Origin of the sequence: Ferrovibrio sp. (assembly GCF_017994015.1) — a bacterium.
GTDB lineage: Bacteria > Pseudomonadota > Alphaproteobacteria > Ferrovibrionales > Ferrovibrionaceae > Ferrovibrio.
Window position 1 is genome coordinate 1 of record NZ_JAGOLP010000027.1, and the last position, 17,495, is coordinate 17,495.

The 17,495-nt window shown below is 59.1% G+C and carries 19 protein-coding genes; 17 read left to right on the plus strand and 2 right to left on the minus strand.

Annotated features, from left to right (window positions below; translation table 11 throughout):
- Window positions 1-405 (minus strand): heavy metal-binding domain-containing protein (locus tag KBB36_RS13335; protein WP_290981585.1); only part of this gene is annotated, 405 nt, incomplete at its 3' end.
- A 16-nt stretch (window positions 406-421) separates the two neighbouring features.
- Window positions 422-733 (minus strand): hypothetical protein, encoded by a 312-nt coding sequence (locus tag KBB36_RS13340; RefSeq protein ID WP_290981588.1) that lies wholly within the window; start codon window positions 731-733, stop codon window positions 422-424.
- A 214-nt stretch (window positions 734-947) separates the two neighbouring features.
- Here KBB36_RS13340 and KBB36_RS13345 point away from each other — a divergent pair, with 214 nt between their 5' ends.
- The 17 genes from KBB36_RS13345 (at window position 948) to KBB36_RS13425 (ending at window position 17,443) form a co-directional block, all read left to right on the plus strand.
- A complete protein-coding gene (locus tag KBB36_RS13345; RefSeq protein ID WP_290981591.1) occupies window positions 948-1,436 on the plus strand; it encodes a hypothetical protein in 489 nt (162 codons plus the stop codon).
- A gap of 77 nt (window positions 1,437-1,513) precedes the next feature.
- Window positions 1,514-1,834: a hypothetical protein gene (locus KBB36_RS13350; protein ID WP_290981594.1), complete on the plus strand. Its 321-nt coding sequence runs from the start codon at window positions 1,514-1,516 to the stop codon at window positions 1,832-1,834.
- Between the two features lie 8 nt (window positions 1,835-1,842).
- Window positions 1,843-3,264, plus strand: a complete 1,422-nt coding sequence (locus tag KBB36_RS13355; protein WP_290981598.1) for a TolC family protein — start codon at window positions 1,843-1,845, stop codon at window positions 3,262-3,264.
- Between the two features lie 12 nt (window positions 3,265-3,276).
- On the plus strand, window positions 3,277-4,581 hold the full coding sequence (locus tag KBB36_RS13360; protein ID WP_290981601.1) for a copper oxidase: 1,305 nt from the start codon (window positions 3,277-3,279) through the stop codon (window positions 4,579-4,581).
- A gap of 30 nt (window positions 4,582-4,611) precedes the next feature.
- On the plus strand, window positions 4,612-5,124 hold the full coding sequence (locus KBB36_RS13365; protein WP_290981604.1) for a cupredoxin family protein: 513 nt from the start codon (window positions 4,612-4,614) through the stop codon (window positions 5,122-5,124).
- Window positions 5,125-5,156: 32 nt separating this feature from the next.
- Window positions 5,157-5,456, plus strand: a complete 300-nt coding sequence (locus KBB36_RS13370; RefSeq protein WP_290981607.1) for a copper-binding protein — start codon at window positions 5,157-5,159, stop codon at window positions 5,454-5,456.
- Between the two features lie 92 nt (window positions 5,457-5,548).
- On the plus strand, window positions 5,549-6,070 hold the full coding sequence (locus KBB36_RS13375) for a copper chaperone PCu(A)C (protein WP_290981610.1): 522 nt from the start codon (window positions 5,549-5,551) through the stop codon (window positions 6,068-6,070).
- Between the two features lie 82 nt (window positions 6,071-6,152).
- Window positions 6,153-6,512, plus strand: a complete 360-nt coding sequence (locus KBB36_RS13380) for a hypothetical protein (RefSeq protein ID WP_290981613.1) — start codon at window positions 6,153-6,155, stop codon at window positions 6,510-6,512.
- Window positions 6,513-6,610: 98 nt separating this feature from the next.
- Window positions 6,611-7,852 carry a TolC family protein gene (locus KBB36_RS13385; protein ID WP_290981616.1) on the plus strand — a complete coding sequence of 414 codons (1,242 nt, stop codon included), beginning with the start codon at window positions 6,611-6,613 and terminating at the stop codon, window positions 7,850-7,852.
- On the plus strand, window positions 7,849-9,180 hold the full coding sequence (locus KBB36_RS13390) for an efflux RND transporter periplasmic adaptor subunit (RefSeq protein WP_290981619.1): 1,332 nt from the start codon (window positions 7,849-7,851) through the stop codon (window positions 9,178-9,180). Before KBB36_RS13385 ends, KBB36_RS13390 begins: the two co-directional genes overlap by 4 nt.
- On the plus strand, window positions 9,177-12,293 hold the full coding sequence (locus tag KBB36_RS13395; RefSeq protein WP_290981622.1) for a CusA/CzcA family heavy metal efflux RND transporter: 3,117 nt from the start codon (window positions 9,177-9,179) through the stop codon (window positions 12,291-12,293). The genes KBB36_RS13390 and KBB36_RS13395 overlap by 4 nt, the downstream gene beginning before the upstream one ends.
- Window positions 12,294-12,304: 11 nt before the next feature.
- A complete protein-coding gene (locus KBB36_RS13400; RefSeq protein WP_290981625.1) occupies window positions 12,305-12,751 on the plus strand; it encodes a DUF411 domain-containing protein in 447 nt (148 codons plus the stop codon).
- A gap of 31 nt (window positions 12,752-12,782) precedes the next feature.
- Entirely contained in the window at window positions 12,783-13,148 is a 366-nt protein-coding gene (locus KBB36_RS13405; RefSeq protein ID WP_290981628.1) for a hypothetical protein, read from the plus strand.
- Between the two features lie 756 nt (window positions 13,149-13,904).
- Window positions 13,905-14,051, plus strand: a complete 147-nt coding sequence (locus tag KBB36_RS13410; protein WP_290981708.1) for a thioredoxin domain-containing protein — start codon at window positions 13,905-13,907, stop codon at window positions 14,049-14,051.
- Between the two features lie 642 nt (window positions 14,052-14,693).
- Complete coding sequence (locus tag KBB36_RS13415; protein ID WP_290981631.1) at window positions 14,694-14,981, plus strand: XRE family transcriptional regulator; 288 nt, start codon at window positions 14,694-14,696, stop codon at window positions 14,979-14,981.
- Between the two features lie 123 nt (window positions 14,982-15,104).
- Window positions 15,105-15,962 carry a metallophosphoesterase gene (locus KBB36_RS13420; RefSeq protein WP_290981634.1) on the plus strand — a complete coding sequence of 286 codons (858 nt, stop codon included), beginning with the start codon at window positions 15,105-15,107 and terminating at the stop codon, window positions 15,960-15,962.
- Window positions 15,963-16,156: 194 nt separating this feature from the next.
- Window positions 16,157-17,443, plus strand: coding sequence for a YiiX/YebB-like N1pC/P60 family cysteine hydrolase (locus KBB36_RS13425; protein WP_290981637.1), 1,287 nt, complete (start codon window positions 16,157-16,159; stop codon window positions 17,441-17,443).
- The last annotated feature ends 52 nt before the right edge of the window (window positions 17,444-17,495 follow it).

A 17,495-nucleotide genomic window follows, 5' to 3' on the forward strand; every position in this document is an offset into this window, starting at 1 on the left:
GGTTAGTCCCAGTCCGACCCAGAACCGCCGGGTCATATCGATCAGTTCGGGATTGGGGCCGCTGTCGGCCGTGACCATTTCCGGCTCGAGCGCCATGCCACAGATCGGGCATGAGCCGGGTCCAGACTGGCGGATCTGGGGATGCATCGGGCAGGTATAGATGGTGCCCGCCGCGGCCGGCGACGTGGCCGGCTTTGCCTGCGCGGTCGTGTAGCGGACCGGATCGGCAATAAATTTGGATTTACAGCCGCTCGAGCAGAAGAAAAACGACTGATCGTCATGCTCTGCCTGATGGGCGGTTTTTGCCGGAGCGACCAGCATGCCACAGACTGGATCCTTCACTGTGTCCGGCATGCCATGCTGATGGCCGTGACTCGAATGGTCGTGGCCGCTGGTATCATTCATGTTTTTCTCGTCTCAGTCAGTCGTCGTGGCAGTTGCCAGATTCCCGAATGCTGCGCAGGGTATTTGTGCGATCGAATTCCATCTGCACCCGGCACTGATGCAGGCGCGGCGACGGTGGTCGCGTCTTTGCCGAGGAAAGACGATGCTCGTCCATGATATAGGTCAGCACCTGCCGGTCATTGACCCAGGTCTCTGCATCCGGCGCTCCGTAACGGGACATGATATCCACCCTGGGCAAGCCGATCAGATTGTCGAATCTGGGTGGCGTGCCTGCTGTACAGGCGGTAAAAAGCATTGGCATCAGCAGGACGAGAACCCGGATTGACACGATCAGCCTCCGCAATATCGCAGGCAAATGTCTGCGCCGATCGATGACCGGGCAGTCCGCAGGTTGGGTCTTTAACGATCAGGATATCGGAAAACTCAGGTTTTTCAAATGCGAAGCGCCGTGAATCGACGGTTAATCAGCGCCTGCTCAAATATTGGTTGCCTCTCGTTCCGGCCTTGACCTTGCCATGTAGGAAGGTTGTATAACACTCCTCATGAAGCCCGGCCAAACCCAAACAACGCTTTCGCTGTGGCAGCGCCTTGCCGCTGCGCTGGCGTTATTTGCGCTTCTGTTTGCCGGAACCGTGTCCTCGCTTTCGCACAGCATGGCGATGGCAGCGACATCGAGCACGATGATGGCGGCCATGGTCTCCGGATCGGCCGTGCATGATCCTGCAGACCAGGTCTCGGCGGCAGGCCACGACCATCAGAGCGTCAAGATTTCGAAGATCGATGCGACCACTGCCCATGAAAAGGGCCTGCCGCATGATCACGATGCCATGGCTACCGGCGGCGAAAGCGCACCTGGCAACTGCGATCAGGGCTGCATCCTGTGCAAAGACTGCGCGCTCTGCGGCCTGTTTGCCTTCGGCGAGCGGCCACTGACGGCCTTCGTCGCTAATTATGCGGGCTATGCACTGCCGGTGACCCAGTCGCACACAAGCCTCACACCCGCACTTCCCTCCGAGCCTCCTCGAGTCTGATCGACGCCTGAAGATCGTCCCGCTGCACTACCTGCGGTCGATCGTCCTTTCGTCGTTCAACTTTATGAGGCTTTCCCATGTCTTCCATGAGTTTCAGGTCAGTCCTTTTGGGCATGACCATCGGCCTTGCGGCGCAAGCTGTATGGGCTGCAGAGCCGCCGGCCGGTCTGCTCGATCCGAATGCATCGACCGCCCCACTTCCTTATCAATCTGCCTTCAGCGGTTATAAGCGCCCGCAATTCGAGGGCAAGACCGATTGGCGTAAAGCCAATGACACCGTGCGCGATGTCGGCGGCCATATGGGCGCCATCAAGTCGGACAGCACCGACGAAATGCCTACTAAAGCCCGGTCTGATGCTGATCCGGCAACCGGCAGCCATGCCGGACACGGCAAGTGAGGTCGGCCATGATGAACCAAGCCAATACTATGCGTCGCCTTGCCGCGAGCGTTGCCCTTGTTGCCCTGCTGGGTGCCTGTGCAGGTCCGATTGCCAACAGCGCCTTCGAAGAGGTCGCATCCGCCACGGAACAGCGTATCGGCAAGAAGCCGGTCTGGATCAAGTCTGCGGAAGATGAGGCAAAGGTCCGCAAAACCATTGATGAGCTTCTGGGCAAGCCGTTGAGCGCGGATGACGCCGTCCAGGTCGCACTACTGAACAATCGCCGCCTGCAGAGCAATTTCTCGGAGCTTGGCATCGGCGCTGCTGATCTAACCAGTTCCTGGCGACCAGAGAATCCGGGCTTCAGCTTTGCCCGCCTACGGCGTGGCCAGGACATCGAGATCGAACGTTCCATTGGCATCGACGCACTCAGCCTCCTGGTGTTGCCGATGACGGCCAGTATTGAAAGCAGGCGGTTCGAGCGCACCAAGCTCAATACCGCCACCGAGGTCCTGTCCCTGGCAGCCCAGACCAAGCGCGCCTGGTACGAAGCTGTGGCAGCCGAGCAGACAGCCAAATACGTCGCGCAGGTGCGTGAGACGGCCGAAACCCAGGCCGAACTGGCGCGCCGCATGCGCTCCGTCGGCAACTGGAACACGCTCGACTATATTCGCGAGCAAATTTTCTATGCCGATGCCAGAGCGCGTCTGGCTAAGAGCCGGGTCATGGCCACGGCCGCCCGCGAGCGGCTTGGCCGCCTGATGGGATTGTGGGGCAAGGATATGGCCTACAAACTGCCTGACCGGCTTCCAGTCCTACCAGGCAGCCCACGCAGCGTGGAGAATATCGAAGCCAAGGCAATCGCCGAACGTCTCGATATCCAGATGGCCAAGGCAGACGTCTCGGCCCTGCAGAAATCTTATGGCCTGACCAATGCAACCCGCTTCGTAAACGTGCTCGAAGTTGGTTTCCAACGGAACAGCGAAAGCAGCGCCAAGGACCAGACCGGCTACGAGATCAGCTTCCAGGTACCGCTGTTCGACTTCGGTGACGCCAAGGCAACCAAGGCCGAGCAGTATTATCTGCAAGCGGTTCATCGTCTGGCAGATACGGCGGTCAACGCCCGTTCGGCCGCCCGCGAAGCCTGGCTCGGCTATCAGACCAACTACGAGCTTGCCAAGCATTACCAGGACGAGATCATTCCGCTGCGGCAGAAGGCGTCTGAGGAAATGGTGCTGCGATACAACGGCATGCTGATCAGCGTTTTTGAGCTGCTGTCAGATGCTCGCGACCAGATCGCCGATGTTACGGCGGCTCTGGAAGCGCAGCGCGACTTCTGGATCGCCGATACCGACCTCACCTTCGTCACAATCGCGCCCGTTGAAGCCGGCATGCCCGCAGGTGGTGGCGCTATTGCTACCGCCCGCAATGGCGGCGGCGGTCATTGAATTTTAGGAGACATGAGCATGTTTACCCGACGCAATCTCTTCTCAGCTGCCGCCACCGGCATCGCCGCGGCTGCCGTCAGCCGCTCGGCGCTCGCCGCCCTGCCGGAACCGGCTTATCCGGCCGGCCCAAAAACAGAGCCGCCACCGCTGCCCAGCACCGGCCGGCCGTTCAATCCGGTCGTCACCCTGAACGGCTGGTCAGCGCCCTGGCGCATGAACGGCCAGTGGAAGGAATTCCACCTGGTCGCTGAACCGGTAGTGCGTGAACTGGCGCCTGGCATGAAAGCCAATCTCTGGGGCTATAACGGCCAGTCGCCTGGTCCAACAATTGAAGCCGTCGAAGGCGATTGGGTTCGGTTATTCGTCACCAACAAGCTACCCGAACATACCACCATCCACTGGCACGGCCAGATATTGCCGTCTGGGATGGATGGTGTAAGCGGCTTGAACCAACCATCGATCAAGCCCGGTGAGACTTACGTCTATGAATTCCAGTTAAAAAAATCCGGCACCTTTATGTACCACCCGCACGCTGACGAGATGGTGCAAATGGCCATGGGCATGATGGGCATGTTTATCGTGCATCCGCGCGATCCGAATCAGTATCGCGTCGATCGAGATTTCGTCTTTCTGATGAGTGCCTATGACATTGAGCCGGGTGCGGCGACACCCAAGGTCGCAGAGATGACCAATTTCAATCTCTGGACATGGAACAGCCGCGTCTTCCCCGGAATCGACACCCTGCCAGTTCGCATGGGTGATCGGGTACGCATCCGGTTTGGCAACCTGACTATGACCAATCATCCTATCCACATGCATGGCTACGATTTTGCGGTCACCTGCACCGATGGCGGCTGGGTACAGCCATCGGCACGCTGGCCGGAAGTCACCATCGACTGCCCGGTGGGCGCCATGCGCGCCTTCGAATTCGACGCCGTGCATCCGGGCGACTGGGCTTTCCACTGCCACAAGTCGCATCACACTATGAATGCCATGGGTCATGACGTGCCTACCATGATCGGCGTCGATCATCGCGGTATCTCCAAACGCATGGTCTCGCTCATTCCCGATTACATGACCATGGGGGAGCGCGGCATGGCGGATATGGGGGAAATGGAAATGCCCCTACCCGACAACACATTGCCAATGATGACCGGCACTGGTCCGTTCGGGCCGATCGAGATGGGCGGCATGTTTACCGTGGTAAAGGTCCGCGAGGGACTTGCCCGCGGCGATTACAAGGATCCCGGCTGGTACAAGAATCCGCCTGGTACGGTTGCCTATAAATACAATGGTGACGTCAACAAGCGCGGCTGAAGAGCCGCTACACTGCAGAAGGAAAACTCGATGCTAACGATTAATCGCAAACTGATGCTCATGCTGGTCACTGGTCTGCTCGGCCTGGCGGCCGTCACCGCCGATGCGGCCCCCGGTCATAGTGGCGGCCATGGCCATGACAACAAGAAAGGTGTCTACGATGGCCATGCTGCAGCGCTTGGCGAGCCTGGGGACCCGAAAGCTAACGCCCGGGTCGTCAATATCAACATGACCGATGAGATGCGCTTCGGCCCCGCAACGGTGATGGTCTCGCGCGGCGAAACCATTAAGTTTGTGGTGAAGAACAGTGGCCAGCTCAAACACGAGATGACGCTCGGTACCATGGATGAGTTGGTTGAGCATGCCAAGGTGATGGAGAAGAACCCGGAGATGGAACATGACGATCCAAATGCGGTGACCGTCGATCCAGGCAAGACCAAGACCATCCTGTGGAAGTTCACCAAGACGGGAACCTTTGATTACGGCTGCCTGGTTCCTGGGCACATGCAGGGCGGCATGAAGGGGAAGATCATTGTTCGTTAAAGCCTGATTGAACCGGTAAAGGAGCAAGAGTCATGAAGAAGATTATGCTGGCTGCAGCGCTGTATCTCGGTCTGCTTGGAACTGGCCCTGATGCTTTTGCCCAGATGACGGGTAAGGGCGAAGGCGAGATCCGCAAAGTAGACAAGGATGCAAGCAAGATCACCATCAAGCATGGCCCGATCGAGGCCATGGATATGCCTGGCATGACCATGGTCTTCCAAGTGAAGGATCCAGGCCTGCTGGACAGAGCGAAGGTTGGCGAGACGGTCAATTTCACGGTGACTAAGGACAGTGGCGCCATGGTCCTGACTTCGGTCGAGCCCAAAAAATAGAGAGGATAGCAGCGCCCCTCCTGGTCCGGATGGTACCGTAGTGGATTCTTAAGTCTACCACCCGGCCAGGGGAGTTTTCTGCTGGATATTGCATGATGCCGTCAAAGCTTAGTTCTGTGTTGATTCGACTGACCAATTGCATGAAGGCCTGCCGTATCAGCCTTCATGCATCTTGGCGTCACACGACTTGGGCATTAGTGATTCTTATCCTTGTTCCGCTGCTCCCGACGGCTGTTCGCGCCCATACGGAATTCGGCCTCCAGATCAATGTCGATCATGTCTTGATTGAGCCCAGGGATGGTACGAGTGCGATCTTGAAATTCAGTATTCAAAATAATACTCGAAGTACCATCCACTTGTTGCGGATAGAGACACCGGTCGCATCCGGTAGCCGGATCATGTTCAATTCCGGGGATGGACGCCAACTGCAGCTGGACTCGCTCGGTGTGGAAACGGAGCAGAATCTGAATTTCGGCACATCCCATATGTGGGTCGAGCTGACCGGGCTTCGTGAGACGCTGCGCAACGGCATGCATGTTCCCTTGCGTCTCATTTTCAACGCCGGGCAATGGGTCGATGTTGTCGGCGATGTCGGGGCGCATCATGATCATTGATTGCCGCCCGACCCCGGGATGCCTGGCCGACCTGCGTCATTTTGCCGTTCGGCTACGCAGGGAGTCGGTGTAGACTATGCACATGACCGCCGGTTTGTCTAAAGCACTCCGTCTTTTGGTCGCCATTGGGCTCCTGTTGGGCCCGCTGGCGCCGATGAGCGCCAATTGTGCGCCGGCTGATGCTGGCGCGGCCCAGTCGGAAACCATTCAGGCCTCGGCACCTGGTCACGATTGCTGCGACGAAGCCGATCAGGCCGGTCTCGATGGCACTGCCGATCTGTCGAAGTGCAAGGTTGGCTGCATCGCTATTCCGGGCGTGAGCCTGCCCGCGCAATCAGCCATGACCCGGCTTAATGTTGTGGCTGAACCTTCATTCGCGGACCGCGGCATCGCCGACTGGCTGCCGCCGCCGCTTTACGATCCGCCGATCCTCCGCTCCTGACCTGACCCACGGCCCGGCCTGCCGGGCCATGTCCGACGTCTGGAGACGGAGCATTTTCCATGTTCAAATCTTTTGTATGCCGTGGTGCCATTGGCACCATGCTGCTGCTGATTGCCACGGCCGGTATCCCGGTCCTGGCGCAGCCGACGCTGGGACAGCCTGCTTTGGGTGGCGAGCTGTCCTTGCTGCTGGCGACGGCCCGCAGTCAGCATCCCGATATCGCGATCGCAGCGCTTGAGCGCGACATGGCGGCGGCTAGAGCCTCGGCCGCCGACAGCCTAGCGGATCCGACCTTCCGGGTGGAATTCAATGACAACACGCGCTCATCCGGTCTGCTGCCCGACCAGCTTGGCTATCGCAAATACATGCTGGAGCAGAGCTTCCCATTGGGCGGCAAACGTGACTTGCGCCGCGGCATTGCAGATGCCGATACGGCGGATGCACAGGCGCGTCAGGATCAGGTCGCCAATGAACTGGCGTCGAGGATCAAAGCCCTGCAGGCGCAGCGCTATCTCGCCCAGGCGGGCTTACGTGTCCTCAACGAGCAACGTGGCCTGCTGGATCGCACCGTAGAGGCGGCCGATCGCGGTTATGCGCAAGGACGCATCGGCCAGGAAGGCGCACTCAACAGTCGCCTGGCCCGCAACCGGCTGGAAACCGAGATCGCGCGCATGCAGGGTGATATCCGCCAGCTTGACGCCCGGTTGAACGGGCTGCTGGGCCGGAATACGAGCGCCATGCTGCAGCCCCCATTCGGGCTGGCGCCGATGCCAAGGCCGGAGCGGTTACAGTTCGATAGCCTGGTCGCGGAAGCGCTCGACCGCAACCCCCAATTCCGTCAGCTCGCAGCGCGTGGCAACGGCGCCGATGCCAGGCGGCGTCTTGCCGATGCCGACTGGATGCCGGATGTCTCGCTTGGCGTCGGCACGATCGAGCAGGATTTCGGCGTCCGGGCCTATGAGGCTTACGTTACCCTGAACATTCCACTGCGCGGCGGCCTGCGGGACGCCAAGAAGAATGAGGCGATCGCCGAGCAGAGCGCCGTGCGGGTTCGGCGTCAGGCCATCGAGCTGGAGCTTGCCTCCAGCTTGCGCGAGATGCTGGCCGGTCTGGAGGCGCAGCAGCGCATCGAAAGTTTAAGCACGGGCAGCATCCTGTCCCAGGCGCGGGCGGCACTGACTGCCCAGTTGCGCGCCTATGAGCAGGGCAGCGGCGGCTTCGCCGACCTGGTGCAGGCGCAGAGCCGGCTGCGCGAGGTCGAACTGGATGGCATCCGTGCCCAGGCCGAACAACGCCGGCTGCTGGCCGAAATCGAACGCCTGGTCGGAGGTGACCTATGATCCGCCCTCAATTCATCCTGGCTGGCGTCGCGATCGCGGCACTAGCTGGTGCTAGTGGTTATTTCCTCGGAACGCATGGCCTGCCGGGAATATTTCGCGGCAAGGACGCCACCATGCCGGCCATGACATCGACCCAGCCGACCGGAGCAGCACCGAAGGCTGAAAAGAAATTGCTCTACTACCGCAACCCGATGGGCCTGCCCGATGTCTCGCCGGCCCCGAAAAAAGACTGGATGGGCATGGATTACATCCCGGTCTATGAGGGCGAGGAAGAAGGCCTCGATCGCGGTATCAAGCTCAGCCCGCAGAAGATCCAGCTGCTCGGCGTCCGCACGGAAGAGGCCCGCAGCCGCATGCTGTCGCAGCCGGTGCGCGCAACCGCGAGCTTCCAGTTCGACGAACGCCGTCAGGTCGATGTGACCCTCAAATACGAAGCCTGGATCGAGAAGCTGTTCGTCAATGCCACCGGGGAGCCGGTCAAGGCCGGCCAGACCATGATGCTGGTTTACAGCCCGGCCATGGTACAGGCTCAGGAGGAATACCTGCTGGCAGCACGCCTGCGCGATGAAGCGCCTGCAAATGACCAGGCTGCGCGCGATGATGCGGATCGCCTCGTTCAGGGCGCGCTTTCCCGCCTGCGTAACCTCGATCTTCCCAAGGCCGTCCAGGACCGCTTGCTGCGCAGTGGCCAGGTCAGCCGGCAATTCGCCATTGCCGCCCCGATGCAAGGCCTCGTGATGGACAAGGCCGTGGTTGAGGGCATGCGCATTATGCCGGGCGAGCGGCTTTATCGCCTGGTGGATGACAGCCAGCTCTGGCTGCAGGCCGAGGTGTTCGAGCAGGATCTGGGTCTGATCAAACCGGGCCAGCCGGTCGAGATCGCGGTGAATGCCTACCCCAACCGCAAATTCGCCGGCAAGGTCGCCTTCATCTATCCGACGGTGAACCGCGAGACCCGCACCGCCCGGGTACGGATCGAGGTGCCCAATCCGGATGGTGCGCTCAAGGCCGAGATGTACGCCTCGGTGCTGCTGAATACCCAGGCGACCACCGAAGAGACACTTGCCATACCCGATAGTGCGGTGATCGACAGCGGTCGGCGTCAGATCGTCATCGTCGATATCGGCATGGGCCGCTTTGATCCGCGCGAAGTCAGGTTGGGCGTACGCGGAGACGGTTATGTTGAAGTCCGTGACGGGCTGGATGAGGGTGAGGCCGTGGTGGTGCAGGCGAACTTCCTGCTGGATGCCGAAGCCAATCTGAAGGCGGCCCTGCAATCCTTTGCACCGCCACCGGCAGGACAGGCGGGTCAGGAGGCGCCGAAATGATCGCCGCCCTGATCCGCTGGTCGACCCGCAACATCTTCCTGGTGCTGTTTGCGACCCTGTTCCTGAGTGCGGCCGGCCTTGTCGCGCTAAGCCGGCTGCCGCTCGATGCCATCCCGGACCTCTCCGATACCCAGGTGATTGTCTACGCCGAGTATTCCGGCCAGGCACCGCAGGTGGTGGAAGATCAGGTCACCTATCCGCTCACTTCGGCCATGCTGAATGTGCCTCGCTCCAAGGTGGTGCGCGGCTTCTCGTACTTTGGGGTGTCTTTCGTCTATGTGATTTTCGAGGAAGGTACCGACCTCTACTGGGCGCGCAGCCGGGTGCTGGAATACCTGAACTTCGCCACAAAGCGACTTCCCGCTGGCATTACTCCGGCACTCGGGCCGGATGCGACCGGTGTGGGCTGGGTCTACCAGTATGCCGTCACCGGGGCACAGAAGACGCTGGCCGAGCTGCGCAGCCTGCAGGACTGGAATTTCCGCTACCAGCTCGCCAAATCGGACGGCGTGGCCGAGATCGCGTCGGCCGGCGGTTTCGTCAAGCAGTATCAGGTCGTTGTCGATCCCCGCAAACTGCAGGCCTTCAACATACCGCTCGAGCGGGTCGCCGAAGCGATCCGGCAGAGCAACCGGGATGTCGGCGGCCGGGTGATTGAGATGGCTGAGACCGAATTCATGGTGCGCGGCCGCGGCTACCTGCGCAACCTGTCCGACATCGGCCATATCGTCCTGAAGTCGGAAGGCGGTACGCCGGTGCGGCTTTCCGATGTGGCCCGTATCGAACTGGGGCCGGATGAGCGCCGCGGCATCACCGAGCTGAATGGCGAAGGCGAAGTGGTGAGCGGCACGGTCATCCAGCGGGCCGGCCAGAATGCCCTCGCCGTGATCGACGGGGTCAAGGCGCGCATCCAGGAGATGAAGGCGAGCCTGCCCGAAGGTGTCGACATCGTGACGGTCTATGATCGCTCGGAACTGATCCGGCGGGCCGTAGCCACACTCAAATCCACCCTGATCGAGGAATCGATCGTGGTGGCGCTCGTTTGCTTCATTTTCCTGCTGCATGTGCGCAGCGCGCTTGTCGCCATCGTCACCCTGCCGGTCGGTATCCTGATCGCGATCATCCTGATGGAGGCTTTCGGCATCACCTCCAACATCATGAGTTTAGGGGGCATTGCGATCGCGATCGGCGCCATGGTCGATGCGGCCATCGTGATGATCGAGAATGCCCATAAACGGCTGGAGCGGGCTGGCCCCGAGGCTGATCGGGTCAAGGTGCTGACCGAGGCTGCCGTCGAGGTCGGACCGTCGCTTTTTTTCAGCCTGCTGATCATCACGGTGTCCTTCATCCCGATCTTCGCGCTTGAAGCCCAGGAGGGCCGGCTGTTCAAGCCGCTGGCCTATACCAAGACCTTCGCCATGGCGGGGGCAGCCCTTCTGTCGGTCACGCTCGTGCCGGCGCTGATGGTGTTGCTGATCCGCGGCAAGATCGTGCCTGAGCACCGCAATCCGGTGAACCGGCTGCTTATTGCGGCCTACCGGCCGGTGATCGACCTAGTGCTCCGCGCCAAGGGGGTGACGATTGCAGTCTCCGTCCTGGCTTTGGGTTTGAGCTGGATTCCGCTCTCCCGCATCGGCACGGAATTCATGCCGAACCTGAATGAAGGCACTATCCAGTACATGCCCGTCACCCTGCCGGGACTGTCGATCGCTAAGGCAGCCGAACTGGTGCAGACTCAGAACAAGATCATCAAGAGCTTCCAGGAGGTGGAAAGCGTCTTCGGCAAGGCGGGCCGGATCAATTCAGCGACCGATCCGGCGCCGACCGAGATGTTCGAGACCGTGATCAACCTGAAGCCGCAGTCGGAATGGCGGCCGGGCGTGACCGTCGACAGCCTGATCCGGGAGATGGATCAGGCGCTGCAGATCCCCGGCGTATCGAACGCCTGGACCATGCCGATCAAGATGCGCACCGACATGCTCTCGACCGGCATCCGCACCACGCTTGGCATCAAACTGTTCGGGCCAGACCTCGCCGAACTCGACGGCCTTGCCAGGAAGATCGAGACCAATCTGCGCAAAGTCCAGGGCACGTCGAGCGCCTTTGCCGAGCGCGTGATCGGCGGCTACTACCTCACCATCGAGCCAGACCGCCTGGCGCTCGCGCGGCATGGTGTGACCGTCGACACCTTACAGAATGTCATCGCCATGGCGCTGGGTGGCGAACTGGTTACCAGCACAGTAGAGGGCCGGGAGCGCTATGGCGTGATCATCCGCTACCCGCGCGAATTGCGGTCCAGCCCCCAGGCCATCGCCCGCGAAGTCCTGGTGCCGCTCCCCAATGGCGCCATGGTGCCGCTCGGGCAACTGGCCAGCACCAGGCTGGAACAGGGGCCGACCGGGATCCGCACCGAGAATGCTCAGCTCGCGGTCTATGTCTTCATCGACATGCAGGGCCGTGATATCGGTTCATATGTCGCCGACGCCCAGGCGCAGCTGGCCCGCGAGGTGCAGTTGCCGAAGGGGGTGACGCTCGCCTGGAGCGGCCAGTATGAGTATCTGGAACGCGCCAAGCAGCGCCTCAGCGTCGTCGTACCGGCGACGCTCTTCGTCATCATTCTGCTGCTCTACCTCAATTTCCGGCGCATGACCGAAACCCTGATCGTGATGCTGAGTCTGCCCTTTGCCCTGATCGGCGGGCTCTGGCTGATGGACTGGATGGGGTTCAACTTCAGCGTGGCGGTTGCCGTCGGCTTCATTGCTCTGGCTGGCGTCGCAGCCGAGACCGGCGTGATCATGCTGATCTACCTCGACCATGCGCTGCGCGACCGGCAGGCGCTCTGCCGCACTGAAGAGCGAGCCTTTACGAAAGAAGACCTGCGAGTGGCGATCGTCGAGGGCGCCGTCGACCGCGTGCGACCAAAGGCCATGACAGTGATCACCATCATGGCGGGCCTGCTGCCGATCCTGTGGATCACCGGGACTGGCTCGGAAGTCATGCAACGCATCGCCGTGCCGATGATCGGCGGCATGGTGTCGTCCACCTTGCTTACCCTGATCGTTATCCCCGCGATCTATGCCCTGATCAAGCAACGCAACATTCCAAAGATGTGAAGGAGACCACCATGAACCGTCGCGCTTTTCTGATGCTGACCCTTTCAGCCACGGTACTTCCCATCGTCCCGGTCCGGGCGATGGAGGCCATCCACGTGCTGAAAACCTCGAGCTGTGGCTGCTGCAACGCCTGGATCACCCATCTGCGTAAGGCCGGTTTCCAGGTCACGGCCAAGGATGTGCCGATGGCGCTGCTCAATCAGGAGAAGCTGAATGCCGGCCTCACACCTGAGCTGTCCTCATGCCACACCGCACGCGCCGGCGGTTATGTCATCGAAGGCCATGTCCCGGCCGCGGATATTCAGCGGTTGCTGCGCGAACGGCCGGATGCACTAGGCCTCACAGTGCCCGGCATGCCGGAAGGCTCGCCCGGCATGGAGACTGGAGAAACAGATCCTTATGACGTCCTGCTGTTTGCGAAGGGTGGAACGACCATGGTCTATTCCCGTTACTCATAGGCCGGTCCGATCACAGTCCCGGAGCCATGCTATGGCACACCATTTGACGGAGATGCATAAATCCCATTATTGGGGCTTCGCCGCCGAGCTGACGGTCGATTTCGCCATCATGTACCTGGTCATGTATACCATGAACAATTCTCTGTCGGATTTCCATTTCAACCTAGACAACGTCTACATGACGCTGATGATGGTGGCGCCCATAGTCGTCGTGATGCTCATCGCCATGCACTCGATGTTCCCTGCACAGCGCCTGAACTGTGCAATCATTGCCGTTAGCCGGCATCGTGTTCATCGGCAGCTATGCCTGCGTGCGCTGCATAATCCCAAATCATTCGGGTGCCATCCTGATGAAGCCGCGATGCCGGACGCCGAACTGGCCGTTCTGTGCCGGTAGATCGTCAAAGGCCAGCAGGAAGAGATCGACCAGATGGAGCGGATTCTGCCTCGGCTCCAATAGTCAGAGATCAACTCAGGATGAAATCTGACTCAGCTGGAAAGATCAGTGAACGTCGAGGCCCAATTGTCGAGGTCTATGCTTCTGAGAAAGGTAATGGGTGGTATTCTGCCCGCGAGTAGCATTCTGAAAACGGGGGTCCGAAACATCGGCTGCTACCGGCACCTCGACGGGATTGCAACGCCCTACGAAATGCGGGAGTACCAAGTGGGCCATCATCGCGACCCTGCATTGCACGCCCATTGGGGGGAGCGTTTCGTCGCGACATACAATAGATGTGACCTGCGAGAAACCGACTAGATTTCCTGATTGCAGGTTTTTCATCTGGCTGCCAAAGAACTGATCTTCACTCTCCTCAATCGTCAGAGTGCGCTCGGCGCGGCATACAAGCGCATAATGGCTTTTCTGTCCAGCTCGGAGCGCTGCTCATGACAATGCGCAGATGATTCTCGGCTTGCCCATGCCTCATCTGTCGCTCGGGACTTTTGCTGCGATCACCATTTGTCTTCTATTCGCATGGAGAGCCCGTTCATGAAACGCCGCAGCCTCATACTGGGTGCCTCGGCCCTGGGTGCCGCCGCCTTCGCATCTGGTGCTCTCTATTGAGAGCAGCGCCGCAATCAGGAAGCAGCGCTCAAAGCCGCAGCCGCGCCGCCAGCTGAGGAAACTAACCTTATCCGGGCCCATTCTCCCATCATCGGTCCGCGGAATGCCCCTGTCACACTGGTGGAGTTCTTCGATCCATCCTGCGAAGCATGCCGCGCCTATCATCCCTACCTAAAAGCCTTGCACAGCGAGTTTCCGACCCAACTCCGCGTCGTTGTCGGAAACCACATTAGTTGACAATTTTTGGGCCGATTCCTGCGAGTCGCACCGAGTCGAATGACAATTTGTCACCAGCTTTTCTGACAATTTCCGGCAAAATAACCATCTTTTCTGACAACACCCATATTTGGCCACGTACCGACATAGAAACCGGCCACCAGCCCAGACTTTATAGATCCAGTCCTCGGGCAGAATTCATGGCACAATGCGGTCTAGACGGGGGCCGGCGGCCTGCCCCGACGACCGCCTGGTACCAGGGGAACCACCTGCAGGTATGCCATGCCGCGGACCAAAGCTGACCAGCAAACCATTGTCTCCAGAGCCAGGCGGAGCCGCGCCGCTAGGAGAAGGCTGCTTGAGAAGGCAGTAGAGCAGCTGAACGGTCAGCCCCGGATGGCCCTTCAAACCATGGGCTACTACGTGGAGGCCACTTGTGGCTTTAAGGGCCTGGCCAAGCAAACCGGGATTCGGAGGGGCCGCCTGGTTCGGATGCTGAGTGCGGCCGGCAGACCCAGGTTAAGGAACTTCATGAGGGTCTTTATGCCGCTGCTGCGCCAGGAAGGGTACGGCCTAGCTGTTGAACATGTCAGGAAGTGACCAGCGGCAGGCTGAGAGCAACTTTAATAATAGCGGCCCGCACAAGCTGATTGGAGGATGAGCATGATCGGGAATGACACCCGAACCATCGACGGCAGCGGCAATGTATTCGTCGATCTGGGCTTCGATCCCGCCGAAGCCGAGGTAATGAAGCTCCGCGCCGAAGTTATGATCCGTACCGTGCAGCGGCTCAAGGAGCAAGGCTGGACGCAAGCCGAGACGGCACGACAACTCGGCATCACGCAGCGGCGTGTGTCCAGGCTAATCAAGGGCAAGGTGGAAGACCTCAGCCTGGACATGCTGCTGACCTTGGCAGCACGCGCCGGCCTGCATCCGGAATTGCGTTTCTAAAACTACGCCACTTGTCGACGCGGGTTCCAATTCTGCATCAGCAGATTCCGGACCTTGTGCTGTACCTAAATTCATTCGATGAAATTAGAGCTTGTTTCACGTCAAAAACGGTCGCGGGATGACATGCGCATCGCCCTGATGTCGGATCTACATTGTGAGTTCGAGAAACCTGGCCCGCGGCGAGACCTGCACCCAGATCGAGGGCCTTCTTTACTCGAACTGAAGAAGCAGCAGCCTGATGTCCTGGTGCTGGCCGGAGATATAGAAGTCGGCCCACGTATGGCGCTGGACTACGTGTCGCAGGTGTCTGAGTTTCTCGAGATTCCCATCATCTATGTCGCCGGCAATCACGAATTCTATAAGGGCAGCTTGCTCGAGGATATTGAAGAGCTGCGGTTAGGCGCCGCACGGCTTCGAGACTCTGGGCGGGAGGTGCATTTCCTCGAGCAGGAAGTCGCCATTGTGGGCGGAACCCGCTTTCTCGGCGCCACACTTTGGACCGACTATGAAATTCTCGATCCAGACCGAGCCACTGCCGCCATGTCGAATGCCGGAGAATGTCTAAACGATCACAGGCTCATCGCATTGCAGGGCCGAACGTTCAGACCAGTTGATGCACTCCAGATCCACGAAACAACCCGCACCTGGCTGGAAGAAACGCTGGCCCAGGAATTTGGAGGGCCGACGGTCGTTGTCACGCATCATGCGCCGGCGCGAGGCTCAATTGCCGCTGCTTACGAGGATAACTTGATTTCGGCAGCCTATGTGTCCGACCTGTCGGACATGATCAAACAATACCAGCCCACTGCCTGGCTGCACGGCCACACACATTTCAGTTTCAACTATAAAATTGGCCGAACAATTGTTGCCTGCAATCCGCACGGCTATCCGTCGCGGGGATCAGGCCGAGATCAAGAGAACGGATCATTCTCATCAGATTTCACAATTGATATAACTGCTGCCGGAAACCACGTTGATTGACATTTCTCGGGCCGATTCTGCCGTGTCGAATGACAATTCGTCATCATGTTCTATGCAGAAGGGTTGGTTGGCCTGGATGTTAAGTTCGGCCAGCAGCCCTAGGCAAAGGAATTGCAATCGAACATGCCCAATCCGGGATCAACTAGCCTCAGTTCGATCAAGTGGGAAGAATGTGCCCGAACTATGGAGGGGCCATGAAACGCATTAAAATCAACGGCGTGCAACGAGGAGATATTCTCCTAACGGCACGCCCCGGGAAGATCAGCAAGGCGATCCGCATCGCGACCAGCGGCATAGTATCTCATGCAATGATTTGCGTGCAGCACGGCTCCGTCATCGACTCGACCTCGGATGGGGTGCAAGCACGCAATCTTCAGCGTGAATTCTTCAAAGATAACGAACAAGCACTTCACTTCCGCCTGAAGAATCCTCCCGACCGCCAGGTTCTGGAGAAAGTCATCGAGTATGCTCGAGCTGAAATCGGTGCACGCTATTCCATTGCCGAAGCAGTACGATCAGTCGTGGCGACGAGCAGGCCAGAATCCAGAAGGCAATTCTGTTCTCGCCTGATTGCACGCGCATATAAAAGGGCCGGCATAGAGCTTGTCATGGACACGGACTACTGCTCACCCGAAGATCTGCGCCAAAGCCAACTGCTGGAGGAATTACCAGTAGAGTTCGAAACGATTTCAATTGAAGAAGTCTCGCGGCTCTCCGATCATGCGAACCCGATTCAGGCTACGCATGATGCCCAAAACGCCGTACTAAACGCCGCGCGCTCTGTTGACCCAGGCGTGGAGAATTTTGATGACCTGTATAATTTCCTTGTAAATCACCCAGAAGCCGATCCGCTTATCGCAACTGTACTTAAGAGCAGCGGCTATCTCGACATCTGGAAGATCGAGGTCACGAAGCATCCATGGCGATATAGCCACGAACTGATAGACAAATTTACCGCGCCACATGAACCTATACGCGACTATTGTATAGGTACGCTCAAAGAAGCCTACAGCGGTGGGATTCGCTTTGCGATCAATCTCGTACAACTTCAGGCGGCGCAACGGCAACATCCCCGCGATTCTTTTTGTCTTGAGATTACACTGTATGAAACGCTCATACGCTATGATCAGTGTCGTAGGGAAGTGGCCTATGAATGGCTCAAAAGACATTACCCAGACCAGCTTGAGGAGCACATGGAGGAGATCGAGCCACACACACCGTTCTGGTGGTATATAGTCGAACGCGTGGAACCGAATCTCGCTGCATTGTCCCGCCATGTTGTCACTTCAGAGGGTAAAGCCGATGTCTGCACATCATGCGGGGATCAGCCCGCTTCCCCATATCGCCTGGTCAACGGCGCAGAGACCATGCCCGGAGTGCCTTCTTTACGCCTTTGCGGCGATTGCGTTGAGATTCGACTTGGCATGGGCAACACATTGATGCCTTTTCTATCTAGACCTCCAGAAAGCAACGGAGAATAACGTCAAAATGTTATGGGGTCCCGATAAACGGAGATCTTATTCGTGACCCAAG